Origin of the sequence: Myxosarcina sp. GI1, from assembly GCF_000756305.1 — a bacterium.
Classification (GTDB): Bacteria; Cyanobacteriota; Cyanobacteriia; order Cyanobacteriales; family Xenococcaceae; genus Myxosarcina.
The window spans coordinates 48292-68756 of record NZ_JRFE01000014.1; the positions used below are offsets into that span (position 1 = coordinate 48292).

Below are 20465 nucleotides of genomic sequence, written 5' to 3' on the forward strand. Positions count from 1 at the left end.
TTTAATTGCCTCCAGCAATTTCTTGAGGTAAAAACTGGACTTTAGCCAATTGACCAATTAACAAGGCATTAGATAAATTGTCAAATTCAACTTCTACTAAATAATTCAAATTTTCAGCAGGTAGGGGATTAACAGTCGCGATTGTACCCTCAAATTTTTGTGCTGTCACTCCTTCGCCAATTTGGATCGCTACCTGCTGTTTGGGAGTTAAGGCATTTATCAAACGCCCGCTTACAGGAACTTCTACTTTCAAGCGTTCTAACTTTGCCAAGCTAACCAGAGGATTGCCCGTAAAGATGCGATCGCCTGAAGTTACTGGCAGTTCGGCAACAATTCCCGCTTCGGTGGCAGTAATGGTCTTGTTTGCTTCGGGGATTTGATGCTCTTTTAGTTGAGTGGCTTGTTGGCGCAACAGAGTTAATTTCTCGCTTGCCTGACGTTCTTCTAAGCGAGCGGCTTGAAGCTGTTTTTCTAGTTGGGCTATTTGTTCTTCCTGTTCTTTAACAGCTAGTTTTTCTTGTAAGAGAGATAGTTGTTTCTGGTTTTGTTCGAGTTTTGCCCCTGCTTCTGCTGCTGCTTGTGCCGTTTCAAAATCGATTTTGGCTACTTTTAAATCAGCAAGTGCTTGTTCGAGTTGTTCTTGAGAAATTGCCCCCTGTTTATTGAGGGTATTCCAGCGATTGAAACGTGCCAAAGCCCTTTCATACAGTGCTTTAGTCCTAGCTACCGAATCTTGACGCTGACGCAATGGTAGTTTATCTGCTTGACTTTGAGCCAGGGATACCTCTAAGTTTGCCTCGGCAATTTTAGTGCGTAAAGGAGCTAAATTATATTTGAGACTTCCGATTTGTTGTTCTAGTTCGTAAATTCGCTGTTTGATATTTTGTTGCTGCTGAATTACCCCTTGCTGTTGCTGATTGGCTAATTGTCTCTCTTGTAGAATTTGTTTCATCTGGGCTTCAGCTTCAGCATTTTTTAAAACCATTAAAGGTTGACTCGCTTCTACTTCTTCGCCAATCTGAACGTAAATTTCATCTACTACTGCTGGCGCGATCGCAGCTATTTTAAAGGTTTTAGCTGGTTGTATTTTGCCCGTAAACTTGGTATCGGCAAAAGTAGCTGTTTGTTCCGACAAACTAAGAGCGGGTAGCGGTTTACGCAACCACTGACGCATTAAATAAATCCCCGTAGTCAGACTCAAAGCAATTATTAACCAAGCCAATGCCGACCATTTATTTTTGTTCGGTTCGGGAGTAGTATTTGTCCGAACTGGACTTACTGCTGCTGGCGATCGCTCCAGAACAGCTACGGAAGTTTGCGAAGAATTGACAATCGCTTCACTGATTGATGATGCACTTAGTAATGTCGTTTTTCGCTCTAGAGGCAGCGTTTCAAATAAACCAGCGCCAATATGAGTACATCCTTTATGCACAAAGCGAATTGCTTGCTGTATTTCTTCGTCGGAAGTTCCCTTAAGTAAATATCCTGTCGCACCAGCAGCTATAGACTTAGCAATATATTCTTCATTGTTATGGCTGCTAAATACTATAATTTTGGTCTGTTTGCATTCCTGAGCGATAATTCTGGTAATCGTCAGACCGTCAAGTTGGGGCATTTCAATATTCAGCAGCACGATATCTGGTCGTAATGCGTCTACTTTGGCGATCGCACCAAACCCATCTTCAGCGGTACCGATTAACTGAAAATCGGCAGTAGAGTTAATTATTTCTTCAAGTCTGGCGCGAACGCTTTTTTGTGGGTCTACTATTAAAATACCAATCATGATCTTATGCTATGAATAAATAATTTTTTTATAGTAAGTAAATAAAAAATATAAATAATTTGTCTTTAATAGCAGCAACCGTATCCTAGCCTTATTGATGGATAAATATTAAAATGCTAGTTTTTATAGACAATAATTCAGGTTGCTACTTCATTCACAAATTTATAGCGAGGTTTACCTAGTAATTTTTACTGACATTTATAATTTGCCTCAAAAACAAGTCAATTACATCAAGGATTGATAAAGTTTTGCTGGTATTTTGTAAAAGTTATTAGATAAATGGTTGCCAGCAGATTGATAATTGAGACTATGGCGATCGCCTATTAAACGAGGTACGAAAAGTAGATGCTCTTTGGTAATAACGGAGAATTAGACTCCTTTTTAGCACCTTCTTTTTTTATTGAAGGAGGAGTCTTAAACCAAAGAAAGGAATAAGTTAAAAGAAAATCCTTTTGCACATCATGCCTTCTGCCTTCAGGAGCGAAGCGACGTTAAAATATAGCAATCGAATACTAAAACTATTAGCTATGGAAGCGACTAAAGTTCGTACTTCTAAAAACTTTAAAAGACTACAGGCACGGTTACGGGGTTTGGTAGGTAAAGCGATCGCTGACTATAATTTAATCGCAGAAGGCGATCGCGTCATGGTTTGTTTGTCTGGTGGTAAAGACTCCTATACCATGCTCGATCTGCTGCTTAGTCTGCAACATAAAGCTCCAGTCAAGTTTGAACTTTTAGCAGTTAATTTAGATCAAAAGCAGCCTGGTTTTCCGACTCAAATCTTACCCGAATATCTATCATCTCTAGGCGTATCCTATCGCATTGTCGAGCAAGATACCTACAGCGTCGTTCGACGAGTCATTCCAGAAGGAAAAACTATGTGTGGCTTGTGTTCGCGTTTGCGTCGCGGTGTTTTGTATCGAGTAGCAGAAGAGGAAGGAGCAAACAAAATTGCTTTAGGTCATCATCGTGATGATATTGTAGAAACTTTGTTTTTGAATATGTTTTACGGTGGCAGATTAAAAGCAATGCCGCCCAAACTATTGAGCGATGACGGTAAAAATACAATTATTCGCCCCCTGGCATACTGTTCGGAACGAGAAATTCTAAGTTACGCTAATGCCAGACAATTTCCCATTATTCCTTGTAATCTCTGTGGTTCTCAAGAAAATTTACAGCGAGCTAAAATCAAGCAAATGTTGCAGGCTTGGGAAAGAGAAGCACCGGGTAGAATTGAGAGTATTTTTCGCAGCCTGCAAAATGTATCTCCTTCTCAGCTAGCAGATACTCAACTATTTGATTTTATAAGTTTAAATGATTGCGATCGCCAAGTTTAAAACAAACTCAATTATTTGACGTGGAAACAATTACAAAAGGTAATTAAACCCAAAAACAACGATTGAGCGTGGTAAACAAGCGATCGGACTTAAATTGAGGCAAGGAAGTCGTTTAAGCATTCAGCGAGAATAATCTTGTTTATTACTGGTAGGCAATGAATTTTTTTGAATGCCAAACCAAACTTTTAGATTTTAACTACGAGCGATATTCCTTGTAGTAACGTGAGTTCTGGTTAAGCTAAAACCCTTATTCGATCGGGTTCGATCGCTCCTTCTTCTTCAAAATTTTTCAAGAAATGGATTGTATACAGATCGCTCCAACGCCAAAAGCTGGTAGCTATTCTCACCAATAAATTCTCTTATCCCGAACTGAGGTTACAGTACGCAACATCAAACAGTAAATTGCGATCGCTTACCAGAATCTAAGATTAAATTACTAAACAGTTAAACGAACATTTGCAAGGTTCTCAGAATTTCTTTTGCTGACTTCATAAAATCGATCGTGCTATTTTTTCAAATCATACAGCACAAGAAGCGATCGCACTATGAACACTTATAGCTTTGAGACACTAGACATTATAGGTTTTATCTGTTCTTGTGAGATTAATTTTATATCAAATCAATATAAAAACTGCTGTATATAAATCATATATAGCGTTTTCCATAGTAGTGAGGTACGCGCTCCTACACTCAAGATAAATCAATCAAACTCTAGTGTCTAGTGTTTAGTGCCTAATGCCTAATGCCTAGTGTCTGGTAAGACCAGAGTGTACTTTATTCAATCAAGAATTGCTATATAGCAATCCTAAATCAATTGTGAACAAAAGAAGGAATGAGAAGATGGGTGTGGATAATAAAAGAGAAGCTTAAGTTTGAACAACAACAGAAATGGAATCACTAACCGAATTTATCCAAAGCAGTAGAGAACCCAGAGAACTCAAACGAGCCTTAGCAGTACAAATGGTTCGACAGAATTATCCTTATAGTCAAATCAAAGAGGTCTTAAAAGTTTCAGTTGGTTTTATTAGCACTTATCAGACAAAGTTCAAGAAAGAGGGGATTGAAGGACTAAAGCTAAAGCACAAAGGCTCTCAGGGTTATTTAACTACCAAGCAAAAACAAGAAATTATCGGTTGGCTTCAGCAGAAAAATTATTGGCAGCTATCAGAACTTCAGACCCGAATAGAAGTAAAATACGACGTGGTGTTTGCTAGTCTTCAGAGCTATTACAGTCTATTTCACGAGGCGGGAATTAGTTGGAAAAAAACTCAAAAGTCTAATCCCCGTAAAAATCCTCAGTTAGTGGAGCAAAAAAAACAGAAATTCAACTTTGGTTGGAAGCGAATCGCAACAAAATCGCATCAGGTCAACTAAAAGTTTTTTTTCAAGATGAGTGTCATTTGTTGTGGGGTGATATTTGTGGCGCAGAGCCTCTCGGCTCAAGTCGCGTCTAGCGACGCTTGCAAGCTCTGCTTGCTGCTATGGGGTCAAACCAGCCAAAGAATTAAAGTACCGATAGTCAATGAAAAACAAAAACAGACCTACTATGGAGCAATTGACTTACAGACAAAAAAGATGCTGGTTCAGGCTTTTGAGAAAGGAGAATCCTCATGTACTATAGCTTTTCTCAAATATCTACAATCACAATATCCTCAAAGCCGTATTGCCTTAATTTGGGATGGTGCGAGTTATCATCGTTCTAAAGCAGTAAAAAGTTATCTCCATTCAGTTAATCAAGGACTTGAACCTAAAGAGTGGAAGGTTACTTGTATCCGCTTTGCTCCTAACGCCCCAGAACAGAATCCCATTGAAGATGTGTGGTTGGGCGCAAAACGTTTTGTACGGGAATTTTATTCTATTTGTTCTTCATTGGCGATCGCTAAAAGACTATTTGAATTAGCTACCGAACACCAAATTTTCGATTTTCCCAAACTTTCACTATACGGTTCTTTTTCATGAATCATTTAGGATTGCTATACAAAGTTGCTGACTTTTAATAGTTTCATGTTTTGGCATTAAATATAGCGATCGAATTTGCTTAAAACATTATATTCTTGGCTTTTTTGTTTATTGTTTTTTAGGATATATAAGCGCATAAAACTATACACACGTTATAAAAAAATGAAATTTTAATGAAGCAATATACAGCTACAAAAATGTTTGTTTATTAAAACTTTATTTTTATACTTTAGTTTTTGTCGGAACTTTAAAATTAACAATTATAAAACTAATGAAATCAATTTTTAATAAAAAGCTGTAGTTTTAACCCTAGGACTGACGCTGCCTGTAGCAATTTAGATGCAAAAAGTATACAAAATACTCCTAACTTTCATCTGGTTTTTATATACAAACAAAAAAAAGCCTGTATTATTTTTTGTAGAGCACAAATAATAAAAAGCTGCTCGAAAACATTAGGCAAATAAAAAACTTTTTATTTGTTAACATTAGGTTTCATCTATTCCATATACAAACAAATTTCAGTTATTTAGTTTAAAACACTGATTTTAACTATTAGCTGATAACTATTTTTGCTGTACAAAAAAAATTTTAAATTTATAAGGAGATAATTTTTATGGTTGCTTTTAAAGGAACTGTTGGTAATGATGACAATACATTATTGTTGTCAGAATCAGAACTTTTAGGCGATGACATCTTGTCAGGAGATCTAGGAAATGATTTACTCAAAGGATTTGATGGCGACGACACTATTGAAGGTGGTTTAGGTAACGACTCAATCGAAGGTGGTGCAGGAAAAGATCGTCTTTTTGGTCAAGAAGGCAATGATACGGTTGATGGTGGCGATGGCGACGACACAATTTGTGGTTATGAAGGTGACGACGTAATTTATGGTCGAGATGGCAGAGACCACATTTATGGTGGAGAAGGTAACGACATAATCTACGGCGGTGCTGGTGGCGACCACCTCTATGGTGGAGAAGGTGCAGATGTCTTTGTTTTTACACCAACAACTGACTTAAAAAATCGTGATATTGACACAATCTATGACTTTGATGTTAATAGCGATCGCATCGATCTTAGTGCTTTCAATTTAAATGCTTACAGCACCAACACCCACGCATTTGATATCTTCAAAAATGATTCAATGCCAGAAGTAGGATTGTACCAAAAGGGTGCTGATGTAGTTATTACTCCTAAGAATACTACTAACAAAGGTTGGGTTTTTCTCAAAAATGTCAACATTGACGACCTTAGTGCTAAAAACTTCATCTTTGCCGAAGCTCCTAAGTTAAACTTTGAAATTCGCAGTTTGGATGGTAGTGGTAATAACTTATTAAATCCAACTTTAGGTCGAGCTGGTGAAAATTATCTCCGTGTTGGCGATGCTAACTACGTCAATGGCGATGAAATTGACGATACTTTGCCAAATGCCAGATTTATCAGTAACCGCATCTTTAACGACCTTCATATCAACTTATTCTCTGAAAACAATGCCAGCCATTTAGTCTTTGTTTGGGGGCAATTTTTAGACCATACCTTTGGTTTGGCAACAGGAGTTGCAGATGCGTTTGGACTCGATATAAGAGGTGGAGAAGAAGCTAATATCGCTTTCGATAAAAACGATCCCCTAGAAGATTTCCGTAATGATTTTGGTGCCATTGAGGTTACACGCTCTGCTGCTAGAGGCAACGGCGAGCAAAGAGAACAAATCAATACCGTTAGCTCTTTTATCGATGGTTGGGCTATCTATGGTGGAACAGAAGCAAGATTAGAATGGTTGCGTGAAGGACCTGTTGATGGGGATATGTCCAACAATAGTGCTAAATTGCTATTGCCAAATGGCTATTTACCTACTGCTGATGCTCGTGGTGATGTAGCAAATGCTCCAGAGATGGCTTTAATGGGACGCTTGAGAAACGATCCCGCTTCGGCTATTGTCGCAGGTGATGTTAGAGCCAACGAAAATACTGGTTTAACCGCAACTCACACTCTCTTTGCTCGCGAACACAACCGCATCGTAGATTTGCTTCCAAGCTATCTCGATGAAGAAACTAAGTTTCAAATCACTCGTAAAGTTGTTATTGCCAAGCAACAATATATTACTTATGAAGAATACCTACCCTCTATTGGAATCGAACTAGATCCATACCAAGGTTACAACCCTAATGTCAATCCTAGTTTGACTAATGAATTTGCTACTGTCGGCTATCGCGCTCACAGCATGGTTCATGGAGACTTCGATTTCGATCGCGGTAATCTATCCGATGCTGATTTAGCAATGTTGGAACAACAGGGAGTTCTTAGAGATGGCGGTCAAATTGAAGTACCTGTAAATGCTCAATCGGGTAATCCTAGCGTAGTCAGTAAAGTTGGTTTGGGTGCTGTTTTTGAGGGACTATTTGAAACTAACTACAACAATGATTATCAAATAGATAATCAATTGCGTAGTATTCTCTTTCAAGTTCCAATTGTAAGTGGAGAATTTACCGATGGTCCTCCAATCGAGTTTCTGTTCAATGGCGTAGTTGATTTGGGTGCGATTGACGTTCAACGCGGACGCGATCACGGTATGCCTTCTTACAACGAGATGCGTATAGATTATGGATTAAAGCCTGTTACCTCTTTCTATGAGATTACTGGTGAAAATCCCGAAGCTATTAAAGCATTTGTAGATGCAGCCGATCTTAAAAATGTCGATGGCAGTAAGATAACTTCAGCAGACTTAATCTTTGATGCCAACCAGCTAAATCTCAACGATCCTAGTATTATCGACTTTATCGCTGTCTTTGACGAAGAAGGAGATTTAGTGGCAGATCCCGAAGAAATCGCCAAACTATTGGCTGATAACGATGAGGTTGAAGGTGTAACTGCTATCCAAAGATCGACCGTTGCTGCTCGCTTAGAAGCTATCTATGGCGACATAGATAACGTCGATGCTTTTACGGGTATGGTTGCCGAACCACATCTTGCTGGCACAGAATTTGGCGAACTACAGTACACTATCTGGAAAGAACAGTTTGAAGATCTTCGCGATGGCGATCGCTTCTTCTATCTCAACGAACCAGAATTAGCAAGTTTGAATGAGATTGAAGCAACTTATGGTATCAGCTATAAGGATGGTTTGGCTGATATTATTGCTAACAATACCGAGCTTGACAGAGGCGATATTTTTGCTAATGTCTTTATTACCGAGCCTCATGTCTAATTTATAGATGGCAATCTAGTACAACGTAAGTAAATAATTCTCGCAATTTTGATAATGGTTTAAATATTAGGGTGAGTAATACTCGCCCTATTTTTTTTGTAGACTTTACTCAGTCGAAGGGTTGTAAATACATACTTTTGGTTTGACTGTAAAACTACCATTCTCAACTAAATTACTAATACCTAAAAAGTTGCGCTCCTCATCATAGGTGGCGATATAGTTATTCGATCGCCTTAAAATTAATCTATCTACAGAAATTGCGATCGCTTGACCCTGACACCATTTTTTAGCTTCAAGCCGCTCTAAAATAACTGAGGATAGGTGAGTTAAAATTTGTTCTGGCGCGATCGCTTTAAATGTATTGTGCTGCAATTGTTGACCCAAATCGGCAAAGGTCAAACTAGTTTCTAATCTCATACCACAGCTTTCGGTACGAATCAGGCTAGCTAAAGTACCTCCCATACCTAAGATCTTTCCCAAATCGCGGGCGATCGCTCTAATATAAGTTCCAGGACTACAGATAATATTTACTTCTACTTCAGGAAATTCAGCCGCCAAGTCCCAAGTAATTAACTCAATCTTCTCAATGGCTACAGTCCTTGGAGGAACGTCTACTATTTCGCCTTTTCTTGCCAATTCGTAAAGCTTTTTACCATCTCGCTTAATAGCACTATATATAGGCGGAACTTGTTCGATGGTACCGACAAAGTTAGTCAAACTAGCTTTAATTGTTTTTTCGTCTAAATTACTCGTCGATGTAGTAGCAACAACTTCTCCTTCTAGATCGTCGGTAGTGGTAGTCATTCCCAAACGGATACGAGCGCGATAAGCTTTGGTTTCTGGTAAAAACTGTAATAAACGAGTAGCTTTGCCTACTGCAATAGGTAGTACACCAGTAGCCGCAGGATCTAGCGTTCCCCCATGTCCAATTTTTTTAGTGTTCAATAATCGTCTTAACTTGGCTACACAGTCATGAGAAGTAAAACCCGCAGGTTTATCGAGATTAATAAAGCCAAACATTTAATTAATAGTTAGCAAATACTAATAAAAAATAAATTACAACTTTTTACTATTGACTTTCTAGTACTAATTATCCTAGAGTTCAAAACTAAAAACCAGTTTTAATTCTATCAAGCTCTATGTCTACTCAGATAGTTACGGGTGTAGCAGGTTTTATCGGCTCTCATTTAGCAGAAACACTATTAAACAGGGGCGATCGCGTTATTGGCATCGACCAGTTTAATGATTACTACGATCCTCAACTCAAACACCAAAACGTAGAGCGTTTACAATCTTATTCGGCTTTTAAATTAATTAAAGCCAACATTCAAGATTTAGACTGGCAAAAACTTTTAGCAGAAACCGATGTAGTATATCATCAGGCAGCCCAGGCAGGAGTTAGAGCTAGTTGGGGCGACGGTTTTCGCAATTATACAGAAAGAAATATTAACGCTACGCAAGTGATTTTAGAAGCAGCTAAAGAAACCCCATCTTTGCAGCGCATTGTTTATGCTTCTACCTCTTCGGTATACGGCAACGCTGAAACTATGCCCACTCCCGAAACAACTTGCCCTCAACCCGTATCTCCCTACGGCATTACCAAATTAGCTGCCGAACGACTTTGCTGGCTGTACGAGCAAAACTTTAACGTACCAGTAACGGCACTACGCTATTTTACCGTTTACGGACCCCGTCAGCGTCCCGATATGGCATTTCACAAGTTTTTTCGAGCGGCATTAAAAGATGAAACTATTTCTATTTACGGTGACGGCAAACAAACTAGAGATTTTACCTTCGTCAGCGATGCAGTTGCAGCTAATTTAGTAGCAGTCGAAGTCCCCGAAGCAGTAGGACAAGTATTTAATATAGGGGGCGGCAGTCGGGTAGTTTTAGCTGATGTTCTCGATAAAATGGAAAAAATTATGGGGCGACCGTTACGGAAAAACTATGTAGCACGAGCTAGAGGAGATGCGCGTCATACTAGTGCCGACGTTACTAAAGCTAAAACAATTTTGGGTTACAATCCTCAAGTTGCTCTAGAAGAAGGTTTGACTAAGGAATGGGAATGGATTCAACCTTTGTATCGTTAAACGAAGGCAGATGGTAGAGGGGAATTCCTCGTCAGTCACAAGCTAATTTTTTGTCTTCTAGCTGTTTGCTAAAAGCATCACAATTTAGAGCGTAATTACTGTAGATTGTAGTTTGATTTATCAAAGACAATCGATTCTGAAAATTTTTTTCAGTGGCGATGCAATCACCTAATTTATCTAAAATATGTTTTCTGACTGCGCGTTCTATTGAATACTTGCGATCGCTATGCTTGAACTCAGACATACGATGAGCAAACAAAGTTGTTGCATGATAGAGTGATTTTAAATCGTATAAAGAATCAATTTGAGCAATACGTGCTGCTAAAAAACGAAACTGTTCGCAAACAGCTCTACTTTCTTCTTTAGTTAATTGATGGTCTTTGTAATAATAATTGATAGATTCTGCCATATATTGAGCATGTTTGGCTGCACTTTGAATTTGAGACTGCGCTTTATCTACAGGGGCGAGAAATTTATCTAACAAAAGTTGTCGAACGTAATCATCTCTTAACTTAGAATTAGCAATCAAATTTATTTCTGCCATTTTTTTCTCATGTCTTCTTTTGTTTTCTGCATGAGTCTCTTGAATAATGTTTTGTAGCAAGTTAGTAATAGGATGAACGAATAAATTTATACTCATAACAGTAAAACAATACTATATATACAAATAAATGCCATTATAATACATTTGTGTTTATGAAATTACTGTAAAAAACCAAGTGATAATTGCCAGGGGAAATACTCAAAAACTCGATACATTGAAAATAGCCAGCGATTTAAATTACCCGAATCGCGATCGCTCTAGAACGACTTTACTTTAAAAGATAATGACAAAGTTGATACATTGCGACGGGTTTTTGAATGACAATATAGATAATCGTTAGTATTTACGTTTATGTCGCGTGGCAAAATAAAGATTTTGCCGATTGGATTAGGAGAACCACTGAATGTTAGAACAATATAGAAAACACGCAGCAGAGAGAGAAGCTTTAGGAATTCCTCCTTTACCATTAACTGCCGAACAGACATCCGAACTGTGTGAGTTGCTAAAAAACCCGCCAGCAGCAGAAAAAGAAGAATTATTGTTATTATTGCGCGATCGCGTTCCTCCTGGTGTAGATGACGCAGCTTATGTCAAAGCGGGTTTTCTGACGGGAATAGCCCAGGGCGAGATTGAGTGTCCTTTGATTTCAAAGCAAGGAGCAGTTAATTTACTGGGCACGATGATTGGCGGCTATAACGTTCAGTCTTTGGTAAATTTATTAAAATCGCGAGAGCCCAGCCTTGCCGCTCAAGCTGCTGCCGCTTTGAGCAAAACTTTGTTAGTATTCGATGCTTTTAACGACGTTTTAGAACTATCCGATAGTAACCCCTATGCCAAACAAGTAATAGATTCTTGGGCAAATGCCGAATGGTTTATCGGTCGCCCCAAACTGCCTGAGAGTATTACTGTAACTGTGTTTAAAGTGCCAGGAGAAACCAACACCGACGATCTTTCCCCTGCTCCTCACGCTACTACTCGTCCCGATATTCCCCTTCACGCACTAGCGATGCTAGAGTCAAAAATGCCAGAGGGGATTGAAACTATTGCCAAGTTAAAAGAAAAAGGACATCCCGTTGCTTATGTCGGTGATGTAGTCGGTACTGGTTCTTCTCGTAAGTCGGCGATTAACTCGGTTTTATGGCATATCGGACACGAAATTCCTTTTGTTCCCAACAAAAAAGCTGGCGGTTACATCTTAGGTAACAAAATTGCCCCCATTTTCTTTAACACTGCTGAAGACTCTGGAGCATTACCTATTGAGTGTGATGTTTCCCAGATGAATACGGGAGATGTAATTACCATCAAACCCTACCAAGGAGAAATTACCAACGAAAGCGGCGAAGTTATCTCTACCTTCAAACTCAAACCAGAAACTATTCTTGATGAAGTCAGGGCAGGTGGACGTATTCCCCTACTTATTGGCAGGGCTTTGACCGATAAAACCAGAGACGCACTAGGACTCCAACCTTCAGAAACATTTACTCGTCCCTCTTTGCCCGAAGAGACAGGCAAAGGCTTTACCCTTGCCCAAAAAATGGTCGGCAAAGCCTGTGGTTTACATGGAGTCCGTCCAGGCACTTCTTGCGAACCAATTATGACTACCGTTGGCTCTCAAGATACTACTGGACCAATGACCAGAGACGAACTAAAGGAACTAGCCTGTTTGGGTTTCAATGCCGACTTAACTCTACAAACCTTCTGTCATACAGCAGCATATCCCAAACCCGTAGATGTCAAAACCCATCAACAACTACCCGATTTCTTCGCAACTCGCGGTGGTGTAGCATTGCGTCCTGGAGACGGTATTATTCACTCTTGGCTAAATAGAATGCTGCTACCAGATACTGTCGGTACAGGTGGCGACTCTCATACTCGCTTTCCTCTGGGTATATCTTTTCCTGCTGGTTCGGGTCTGGTAGCTTTTGCTGCGGCTTTGGGGGTGATGCCTCTAGATATGCCCGAATCGGTGTTAGTACGCTTTACGGGTGAGTTGCAGCCGGGTGTCACTCTCAGAGACATCGTTAACGCCATTCCCTGGGTAGCCATCCAAGAGGGTAAACTAACTGTGGCTAAAGAAAATAAGCAGAATGTCTTTAACGGGCGGGTAATGGAAATGGAAGGTTTACCCGATCTTAAAGTAGAACAAGCTTTTGAACTAACCGATGCTACCGCCGAACGTTCTTGTTCTGGTAGTACGATTAAATTAAGCGAAGAAACCGTAGCTGAATATTTGCGTTCTAATATCGCTTTGCTCAAGAATATGGTCGCACGGGGTTATAGCGATGCCCGTACTTTAATGCGTCGTGTTGCCAAAATGGAACAGTGGCTGGCAAACCCAGAACTGATGTCTGCCGACGCAGATGCCGAATATGCAGATGTTATCGAAGTCAACCTCAACGAAATTAAAGAACCTATTGTCGCCGCCCCCAACGATCCCGATAATGTCAAGCTAATGTCGGAATGTGCTGGCGATAAAATCGACGAAGTGTTTATCGGTTCCTGCATGACCAACATCGGACACTATCGCGCTGCGGCAAAAATTTTAGAAGGTGCGGGAGTAGTTAAGGGGCGTTTGTGGATTTGTCCTCCTACCCGTATGGATGAAAAACAGTTAAGAGAAGAGGGCGTATACGGTGTGTTTGCTGCTGCTGGCGCACGTACCGAAATGCCTGGGTGTTCTCTCTGCATGGGCAACCAGGCGCGAGTTGAAGATAATGCTACCGTCTTTTCTACCTCAACCCGTAACTTTAACAATCGTATGGGTAAAGGCGCGAGAGTTTATCTCGGTTCGGCAGAATTGGCTGCTGTCTGTGCCTTATTAGGTAAGATTCCCACAGTTGAAGAATATATGGCAATCGTGAACGAAAAAGTCGATCCCTTTGCTGGCGAACTGTATCGCTATCTCAACTTCGACCAAATAGACAATTTTGAAGATGAAGGCAGGGTAATTCCCATCGAAGAAATGCCAAAAATCGAAGATATTTTAGGTATGCCCGTTTAGTAAAGTGTGTACGTGTTTTGAATTCAGCTACTGTTACAGTAGCTGTTTTTTATTTACTGATTCTAATTCCGAGCGATTATAAGATTTTACACAAGTGTATTATGAGATCGCACAACGTAACAAAGCACCTATAATTAACTTAATGGAGCATTCTTTTGATACTTCCAAATTTCGTGGTCGAGTTGTCGTAGTGTTAAATTGGGAAAATTACTTTTCAGAGTTTTATATGCTTCTTTTAGCAATTCAGTAGCTTCGTGGATATTTATACTTTTTCCAATACATGATTCAATAAATCTAATTATCATTCTGTCTGGCTTAATAAAATTTTCTTCTCCTGCAAGCATATAAAAGTAACTCGTCGATATTCCGCTTTTTTGACCTGGTATCTGTTTAATAGAATATTCAAATTCTTTATTACCAATAAAATCAGGTAAATCTTGAAAAAAGTTTATTTCATATTTATATAAAACTTCGCTAAATTTAAAAACTGCTTCTGTCTTTAAAATTCCGTTACGAGAAGAAGTTCTACATCTATTTTTGAAAAAGTTATTAGCCAATTCTTCGATGCTATAGTTTTCATACAAACTAAGAAACTCTCTAATAGAAAACTGCTGTTTTTTGTCAGGGTACAGGCTGCCATATTCTCTTAGACGTTTGATTTTCTGGCGATTGCAAAAATTTATGACTACTCGTCGAGTTGTAGAATACCTAATTCCTATAGAAAAAACGGCATCGATAACACACAACGGAAGACTACTATAATAGTATTCTTCACTTAACTGAGCGTTACGCAAATCTAGAAGTTGTTTGCAGCAATTAGATAAAATTGTTTCCATACGTTAAATATACTTTTAGAATATCAAAAAAAATATTTGCGGCAGACTTAATAATCTTGAGTATGTTGATGTACTTGGAAACTAAGTCTAGCTTACGTAAAATTGTGTTTTTTATCAGTCAAAAACAATTGAAATTTTCAAAGTTTGAGGCTGTTGCGATATGATATTTTCAGCGATCGACAACCAACAATAGCAATAATGAAAATTACTAGCTGTCTTCATACGGCTATTTTAGTATCCGATCTCAACAAGGCAGAGCAATTTTATGGCAATATTTTAGGCTTATCTAAATCTTCTAAGCGTACTTCAAACTTTCTCGGTGCTTGGTATCAAATTGGCGAACATCAGCTTCATATCATCGTGCGACCTGATTTTGAAGCCAAAATACATAACATGGAAAAATGGGGCAGAAATGCTCATGTAGCCTTTACAGTAGACGATTTAAACACTGCCAAACAAAAGTTACAAGACCAAGGACATCCCATTCAGATGAGTTCCTCTGGACGTGCGGCATTTTTTACTCTAGACCCAGATAATAATATTATCGAACTCAGTCAAGTAAATCAAAATTCTAAATAAAGCGATCGCTCTTAAATATTATTCGCAGCTAAAAGTAATCGATGTCTTTACCCATTTGGCAACAGCCAGCAACTATTGTTCGATCGCAAATTTTAGTTAACAGTTTTCGCCGTACGGTTGGTAAAGAACTAATTTCAGCCACAAATAATCCCGAAATACTGGCAAAAAATTTATTTTTCGCGCCTTTTGTTCTCGTTTCTCATGGCACACAAAAAGATCCCGTACTTAATTACGGCAATAAACTCGCTTTAAAACTGTGGGAAATGCCCTGGGAAACATTTACCCAAACGCCATCGAGACTGACAGCAGAAAGAGAAAATCGAGAAACCAGAAAAATGATGTTAGAGCGAGTAACCCAACAGGGATATATTGACGACTATAAGGGGATAAGAATTTCTAGCAAGGGAACCAGGTTTTTAATTAAAAAGGCGATTGTGTGGAATTTGCAAGATAAAACAGGGGAACTTTGTGGTCAAGCTGCAACTTTTTCTAAATGGTCTGTCCTTGAAGCTTAGGGCAAATTTGTTTATCGTCACTGCGATCGCTCTATAAAATACTAAACATTTTGTTAATCAAAAATAATAACAGCTTGAGCTTGTGCGAGAATTATAGCGGTTTTCAGATTGATTAAGTACCAATTTAGCTCGAACTAAAATCGCTGAAACTCTTAGTGTTTGGCATCTTGACAGTTTAAGTATACTTAGGAGATCGCGCCAGCTGCTGTATATGGTTAATATATAGTTAACTCAAACAAATTTATTTAACTTTTAATATCTAATGATGGATGGTAATTTACCTTTAATATATATCTCGGCTTTACTAGCAATCTTGATTTTTGCCGCTATTTTTATTTTAAGAGAAGTAATTAAAACTCGTCGTCAAGAAAGCAAATTTTCTCGTTTACAAAATAAACTGAAAAAAGAAGCAGGAACCGCTCAGGAATACTATCAACTCGGTAGTCTTTACTTAGACAAAAAACTATTCGTACAGTCTATCAATTTGTTCAAAAAAGCTTTAAAAGCAGATAAAAAACTCGAACCAGAAAACGAAGCTCTCATCCACAATGCTATGGGTTACGCTTATTTTGGACAAGAACAATACGACATTGCTATTCGCCAATATAAAGAAGCTTTAAAAATTTATCCCGAATACGTAGTTGCTTTAAATAATTTAGCTAATGTTTACGAGAAAAAACAAATGGTAGTAAAAGCTGTAGAAACATATAAAGAAGTATTAAACATAGACCCAGAAAATAAAACCGCACAGCAACGTACTAAGTCACTAGAAAAACGTTTGGTTTCTTCTAATTCTTGATTTTTGTCGAACAAAAGAGCTAAAAAAAATAGATAGCTCTCAATTTTTAATACTCAATACTTGTTTGTTAGCAATATCCTGCATCTGGTGGTAAGTTAGGCTGTTGGGCTGCGGCAACGGCAAGCGCGTCGCATCTTTCATTTTCGGCGATACCCGCATGACCTTTAACCCAAACAAATTCTACCTGATGTTTTTGGCATAAATTGAGTAATTCTTGCCAAAGATCGGGGTTTTTGGCTGCTTCTTTTTTGTTGCGCTTCCAGCCGTTAGCCTGCCAGCGTTTTGCCCAACCTTTGTTTACAGCATCGACAATATATTTAGAGTCACTGTGTAGAGTTACAGTACATTGGTTTTTTAATGCTTTTAATGCTGCGATCGCTGCCATCATTTCCATGCGATTATTAGTAGTAAGCCGATAACCGCCAGCAATTTCCTTGCGATGTTCCCCATAAATTAACACCGCACCGTAACCGCCAGCACCAGGGTTGCCCGTACAGGCTCCATCTGTATAAATAATGACTCGATCGGAGAGAGTTTTTGTTATAGCTATTGGCGTAACTGGCGATTGCGTTTGTTGGGGTTTACGCTGCAAAGACTGGATAAAGTCTCGTACTTCAGGCAATAGAGATTCGGGAATTGCTTCAATCTGGCGAATAATTGCCTCTCTGTCATTCATTACTGCTCGATAATAAGTTGCGGTTGATTTTAAAATTATACAAACAAGCTATATTTAACGTGTCTTTAAACTAGAGCCGGTATGTCTGGTAAATAACCACAATAAAGCCCTGGCAGTATCGCGCCGAATTTTTATTTTAGCTTCAGGAGGCTCTTCGCTAGCCACTGCTATTGGAGTAAAAGCAATTCCCTGACTGCCTAGAACGATGTAGCCGATCGCTTTAGCTCTGGGCAGATGATAATCCGAAGTAATTAAATAGAGATGCTGGATATTTTGACTTTTGAAATCTGCTACTAAAGTAGTAAAGTTAGTTACCGTATCCGTAGCGCGATTATCTAGGTGTACTCTTTCTGAGGAAATACCAGCATCGCGAAAGATTTGTCGCGAGACAGCTTCGCTAAAACCACTAGAAACCCAAATAGGTAAAGAGGGATAGAACTGTGCAAACCAAGCAGTAAATTCTTCTCGCTGCGGACTTCCCCCTAGAGTAAGTATGGCTTGCGGTTGAGGCTGAAAAAAACGGGCGGTCGCAATTCTAATAGTAATGCTGGTAAAGATAAATAAACCTGCACTGAAAATAATTACTATGAATATAGCAAGATATCGCAAATAATATTTTGGTTGTTTGAATTTCATCCCAACCTTAAAGTCGTAGTTCTCGGTCGAAGGCTAGTATTTTACTTCAACCATATCTTACAGATTTATATGAGGCAATAAATAGTTTTGGTTCTTTTAGTAATCGAGGTAATGCTCGCATTTATTTAAGTTTCGTAAGACAGATCCTTTAAATCTGGAGTTAAAGTGTTGCGGTCGATAATTTCCGAATAATGGTCGATTAGTTTTGTAGAAATCGCCTGCCAGGAGTATTTCTCGGTAGTCAAATTACGAGCATTGTTACCCATTCGCGATCGCAACTGTGGCAAATTTAATAAATTGGCGATCGCTTGAGTCAATTCAGTCTTCTCTCCTTGAATGACAAAACCCGCTTCTGCCGCAGCAATTTCGGGGGCAATTTGCACTCCTGAAGTAACGACTACGGGCAAACCAGCAGCCATAGCTTCGGCAACGGCAATGCCAAAGTTTTCGGAAAAAGAGGGTAAGGCAAATATATCCGCACCCTGTAACAATAAATCTTTATCCCTTCCCGAAACAAAACCGACAAAAGAAGTGCGATCGCTCAAACCCAGTTTTATCACTAAATTTTGTAGGTAATCGATATAGTTTTGCTCTCCCGTACCCGCCAGAATCAGATGAAAATCAGAATTGCTGTCATTTAATCTGCTAAGAGATTCAATTAGTAAATCGGGACGTTTTTTGTAATGTAGTCGCGATAAAAATAAAATTATCTTTCTCTGTGGAGGTATTTGATAGAGACTGTTCAACTCGGCTCTCGCTGTAGGCAAGCTTGCTGGAGGCAATACTCCTAAAGGTAAAGTTATAGTTGGAGTTTCAATACCAAAGTTTCGCACATCTTCGGCTTCTCCTAAAGCGGTACAGTGTATTGCGGCGGCTCGTTGAAGATTGTGACGTTCGATTACAGCCGTGTATATTTGTTTTTTCAAATGGCTTTGAGCTAAAGCCCAAGGAGTAAGCTGACCAATGGTTCTAACAATGTAGGGAATCTGTCGCCGCCTAGCAATCGCGCCCGCACAAGTAGAGGCATAAGAAAAGAGATAATGGGTATGTAGCAAATTATATTCTGAAGCGTGTTGCCATAACCAGCGAGTAAGAGCCGCAGAGAAAATAAATTCTTTGATTGGCGGTGTAAAACGCGGCAAAAACCAGACGGGAACTTGCTCGTAAACTACACGACGATTTAAGGGAACATCTAAAAGCTCTACTCCATTATCGTTAGTCGTAACGATTTCAGCTTCTACCCCCAAGCTGCGTAGAGCTTTGACCATATTCAATACGGCTTGTGTCGGTCCACCTAAAGTAGGACTGAGAGAGGGAATGACATGCAATACTTTCATCTAACCGATTTCCTTCGCATGGGTTTGCAATAGTCGAGCGAGTCTGGTTTGAAACCGAGCAAATCCAAATTCCTCAATTACTTTCTGCCTTAAAGTCTCAGGTTGATAAATTAAGGAATGGGGGTGGGTTCTCTGTAAAATAGAGATTAGAGTTTGTGAAATCTCTCCTAAGTCGTCGGGATCGACCAGTACCCCTAGTTCACCGTTACAGAGAGCATCGACTGCCCCGTCGCGATTGCCTCCCAAAGTTGGTTTACCACAGGCTAATGCTTCTAAATAAACAATGCCAAAACCTTCCCCCTTACTAGGCATGGCAAACACATCACAGAGATTATAGTGGTCGTTGAGTTCTTCGTCAGGAACGAAACCCGCTAGAGTTACGCAGTCTTGTAACTTAAGTTCGGCAATTAACCGTTCGAGTCTGGGGCGATCTCTGCCTTTACCAGCGATAATATAACGAACGTCGGGACAAAAGGCGCGAATTTGCGGTAGTACTTGTATAATTTGGTCGTAACCTTTAGCACGCTCCAAGCTGTCTAGCCTGGCTACGGTTAAAATTACAGGCTGTTCCTTAGTTAAATGATAGCGTTCTAGTAAATATTGAGGTTTGGAAGCAATTTTAAAACGGCTAGCATCAAAAGTATTTGGTAATAAAGAAATGCGCTTGGGATCGAGATTTTGTTCGGCAATCAGGCGATCTCTTGTATAGCTACTTACTGCCAAAATGCGATCGGCAGACTTAAGAGCATTTTGTAAAGTTGGATTTTTAATATCCCAAGCATCGACTCCATGTGCTACCGTCCAGTAAGGTATGCCAGATAAGCGTTTGAGCCAGTAGGCAGCAACGGCAAAATTTAAATGAGTTGCCAGCACGATTTTAGGACGCTGCCACAGTCCGTAGCCGATAAGCTGACAGGCAAACATCAAAGTCCTTAACTTAGCAGTCCACTTGCCGCTAAAGTGAAAGCGAGTTTGGGGTAAAAAGTTAATTTCCTCTATAAAACGAGTATCGTGTTTGAGAAAAACATCGTAACTTTGTTGGGGATAGATCTTTTGCAAGGCTTCTAACAAAAAAGCCGAGTATACCTGAATACCTCCTTTAAACTCGAAAATATTAGGAAACCATAAGTGAAAACCAGAACGCGATGCAGCGTAATTCATAATCAAT

Annotated in this window: 15 protein-coding genes and 1 pseudogene; 8 read left to right on the forward strand and 8 right to left on the reverse strand. The window is 39.3% G+C overall.

Annotated features, from left to right (window positions below; translation table 11 throughout):
• Nucleotide 1: 1 nt before the first annotated feature.
• Nucleotides 2-1783, reverse strand: coding sequence for a response regulator (locus KV40_RS31930; protein ID WP_052055443.1), 1782 nt, complete (start codon nt 1781-1783; stop codon nt 2-4).
• A 527-nt stretch (nt 1784-2310) separates the two neighbouring features.
• Here KV40_RS31930 and ttcA point away from each other — a divergent pair.
• The 3 genes and pseudogenes from ttcA (at nt 2311) to KV40_RS07255 (ending at nt 8284) form a co-directional block, all read left to right on the forward strand.
• Nucleotides 2311-3120: a tRNA 2-thiocytidine(32) synthetase TtcA gene (ttcA, locus tag KV40_RS07245; protein WP_036479451.1), complete on the forward strand. Its 810-nt coding sequence runs from the start codon at nt 2311-2313 to the stop codon at nt 3118-3120.
• Between the two features lie 888 nt (nt 3121-4008).
• Nucleotides 4009-5079 (forward strand): annotated as a pseudogene (locus tag KV40_RS37265) (IS630 family transposase).
• 613 nt (nt 5080-5692) lie between these two features.
• On the forward strand, nt 5693-8284 hold the full coding sequence (locus tag KV40_RS07255) for a peroxidase family protein (RefSeq protein ID WP_052055444.1): 2592 nt from the start codon (nt 5693-5695) through the stop codon (nt 8282-8284).
• Nucleotides 8285-8389: 105 nt separating this feature from the next.
• Here the strand turns inward: KV40_RS07255 and truB are convergent, their stop codons facing one another.
• A complete protein-coding gene (gene truB / locus KV40_RS07260) occupies nt 8390-9304 on the reverse strand; it encodes a tRNA pseudouridine(55) synthase TruB (RefSeq protein WP_036479453.1) in 915 nt (304 codons plus the stop codon).
• A gap of 119 nt (nt 9305-9423) precedes the next feature.
• Here truB and KV40_RS07265 point away from each other — a divergent pair, with 119 nt between their 5' ends.
• Nucleotides 9424-10374, forward strand: coding sequence for an NAD-dependent epimerase/dehydratase family protein (locus KV40_RS07265; RefSeq protein ID WP_036479455.1), 951 nt, complete (start codon nt 9424-9426; stop codon nt 10372-10374).
• A gap of 31 nt (nt 10375-10405) precedes the next feature.
• Here KV40_RS07265 and KV40_RS07270 read toward each other — a convergent pair whose 3' ends face one another.
• A complete protein-coding gene (locus tag KV40_RS07270) occupies nt 10406-11014 on the reverse strand; it encodes a hypothetical protein (RefSeq protein WP_216595557.1) in 609 nt (202 codons plus the stop codon).
• Nucleotides 11015-11321: 307 nt separating this feature from the next.
• Here KV40_RS07270 and acnB point away from each other — a divergent pair, with 307 nt between their 5' ends.
• A complete protein-coding gene (gene acnB, locus KV40_RS07275) occupies nt 11322-13919 on the forward strand; it encodes a bifunctional aconitate hydratase 2/2-methylisocitrate dehydratase (RefSeq protein WP_036479457.1) in 2598 nt (865 codons plus the stop codon).
• A 134-nt stretch (nt 13920-14053) separates the two neighbouring features.
• Here the strand turns inward: acnB and KV40_RS07280 are convergent, their stop codons facing one another.
• Nucleotides 14054-14755: a hypothetical protein gene (locus KV40_RS07280; RefSeq protein WP_036479460.1), complete on the reverse strand. Its 702-nt coding sequence runs from the start codon at nt 14753-14755 to the stop codon at nt 14054-14056.
• A 198-nt stretch (nt 14756-14953) separates the two neighbouring features.
• On the opposite strand from KV40_RS07280, the gene KV40_RS07285 reads away from it, so the two are divergent.
• The 3 genes from KV40_RS07285 (at nt 14954) to KV40_RS07295 (ending at nt 16648) form a co-directional block, all read left to right on the forward strand.
• Nucleotides 14954-15334, forward strand: coding sequence for a VOC family protein (locus tag KV40_RS07285; RefSeq protein ID WP_036479462.1), 381 nt, complete (start codon nt 14954-14956; stop codon nt 15332-15334).
• Between the two features lie 41 nt (nt 15335-15375).
• Nucleotides 15376-15849 carry an MEKHLA domain-containing protein gene (locus tag KV40_RS07290; RefSeq protein ID WP_036479465.1) on the forward strand — a complete coding sequence of 158 codons (474 nt, stop codon included), beginning with the start codon at nt 15376-15378 and terminating at the stop codon, nt 15847-15849.
• Between the two features lie 265 nt (nt 15850-16114).
• The gene (locus KV40_RS07295; protein ID WP_081942797.1) at nt 16115-16648 is read left to right on the forward strand and encodes a tetratricopeptide repeat protein; all 534 of its coding nucleotides are present in this window, start codon (nt 16115-16117) and stop codon (nt 16646-16648) included.
• Between the two features lie 67 nt (nt 16649-16715).
• Here the strand turns inward: KV40_RS07295 and rnhA are convergent, their stop codons facing one another.
• The 4 genes from rnhA to KV40_RS07315 all read right to left on the reverse strand — a co-directional run bounded on the left by rnhA (nt 16716) and on the right by KV40_RS07315 (nt 20458).
• Nucleotides 16716-17192 (reverse strand): ribonuclease HI, encoded by a 477-nt coding sequence (gene rnhA / locus KV40_RS07300; RefSeq protein WP_371260773.1) that lies wholly within the window; start codon nt 17190-17192, stop codon nt 16716-16718.
• Between the two features lie 186 nt (nt 17193-17378).
• On the reverse strand, nt 17379-17960 hold the full coding sequence (locus tag KV40_RS07305; protein ID WP_052055445.1) for a YdcF family protein: 582 nt from the start codon (nt 17958-17960) through the stop codon (nt 17379-17381).
• Nucleotides 17961-18085: 125 nt separating this feature from the next.
• On the reverse strand, nt 18086-19297 hold the full coding sequence (locus tag KV40_RS07310; protein WP_036479469.1) for a glycosyltransferase: 1212 nt from the start codon (nt 19295-19297) through the stop codon (nt 18086-18088).
• Entirely contained in the window at nt 19298-20458 is a 1161-nt protein-coding gene (locus KV40_RS07315) for a glycosyltransferase (RefSeq protein WP_036479471.1), read from the reverse strand.
• Nucleotides 20459-20465 lie beyond the last annotated feature (7 nt).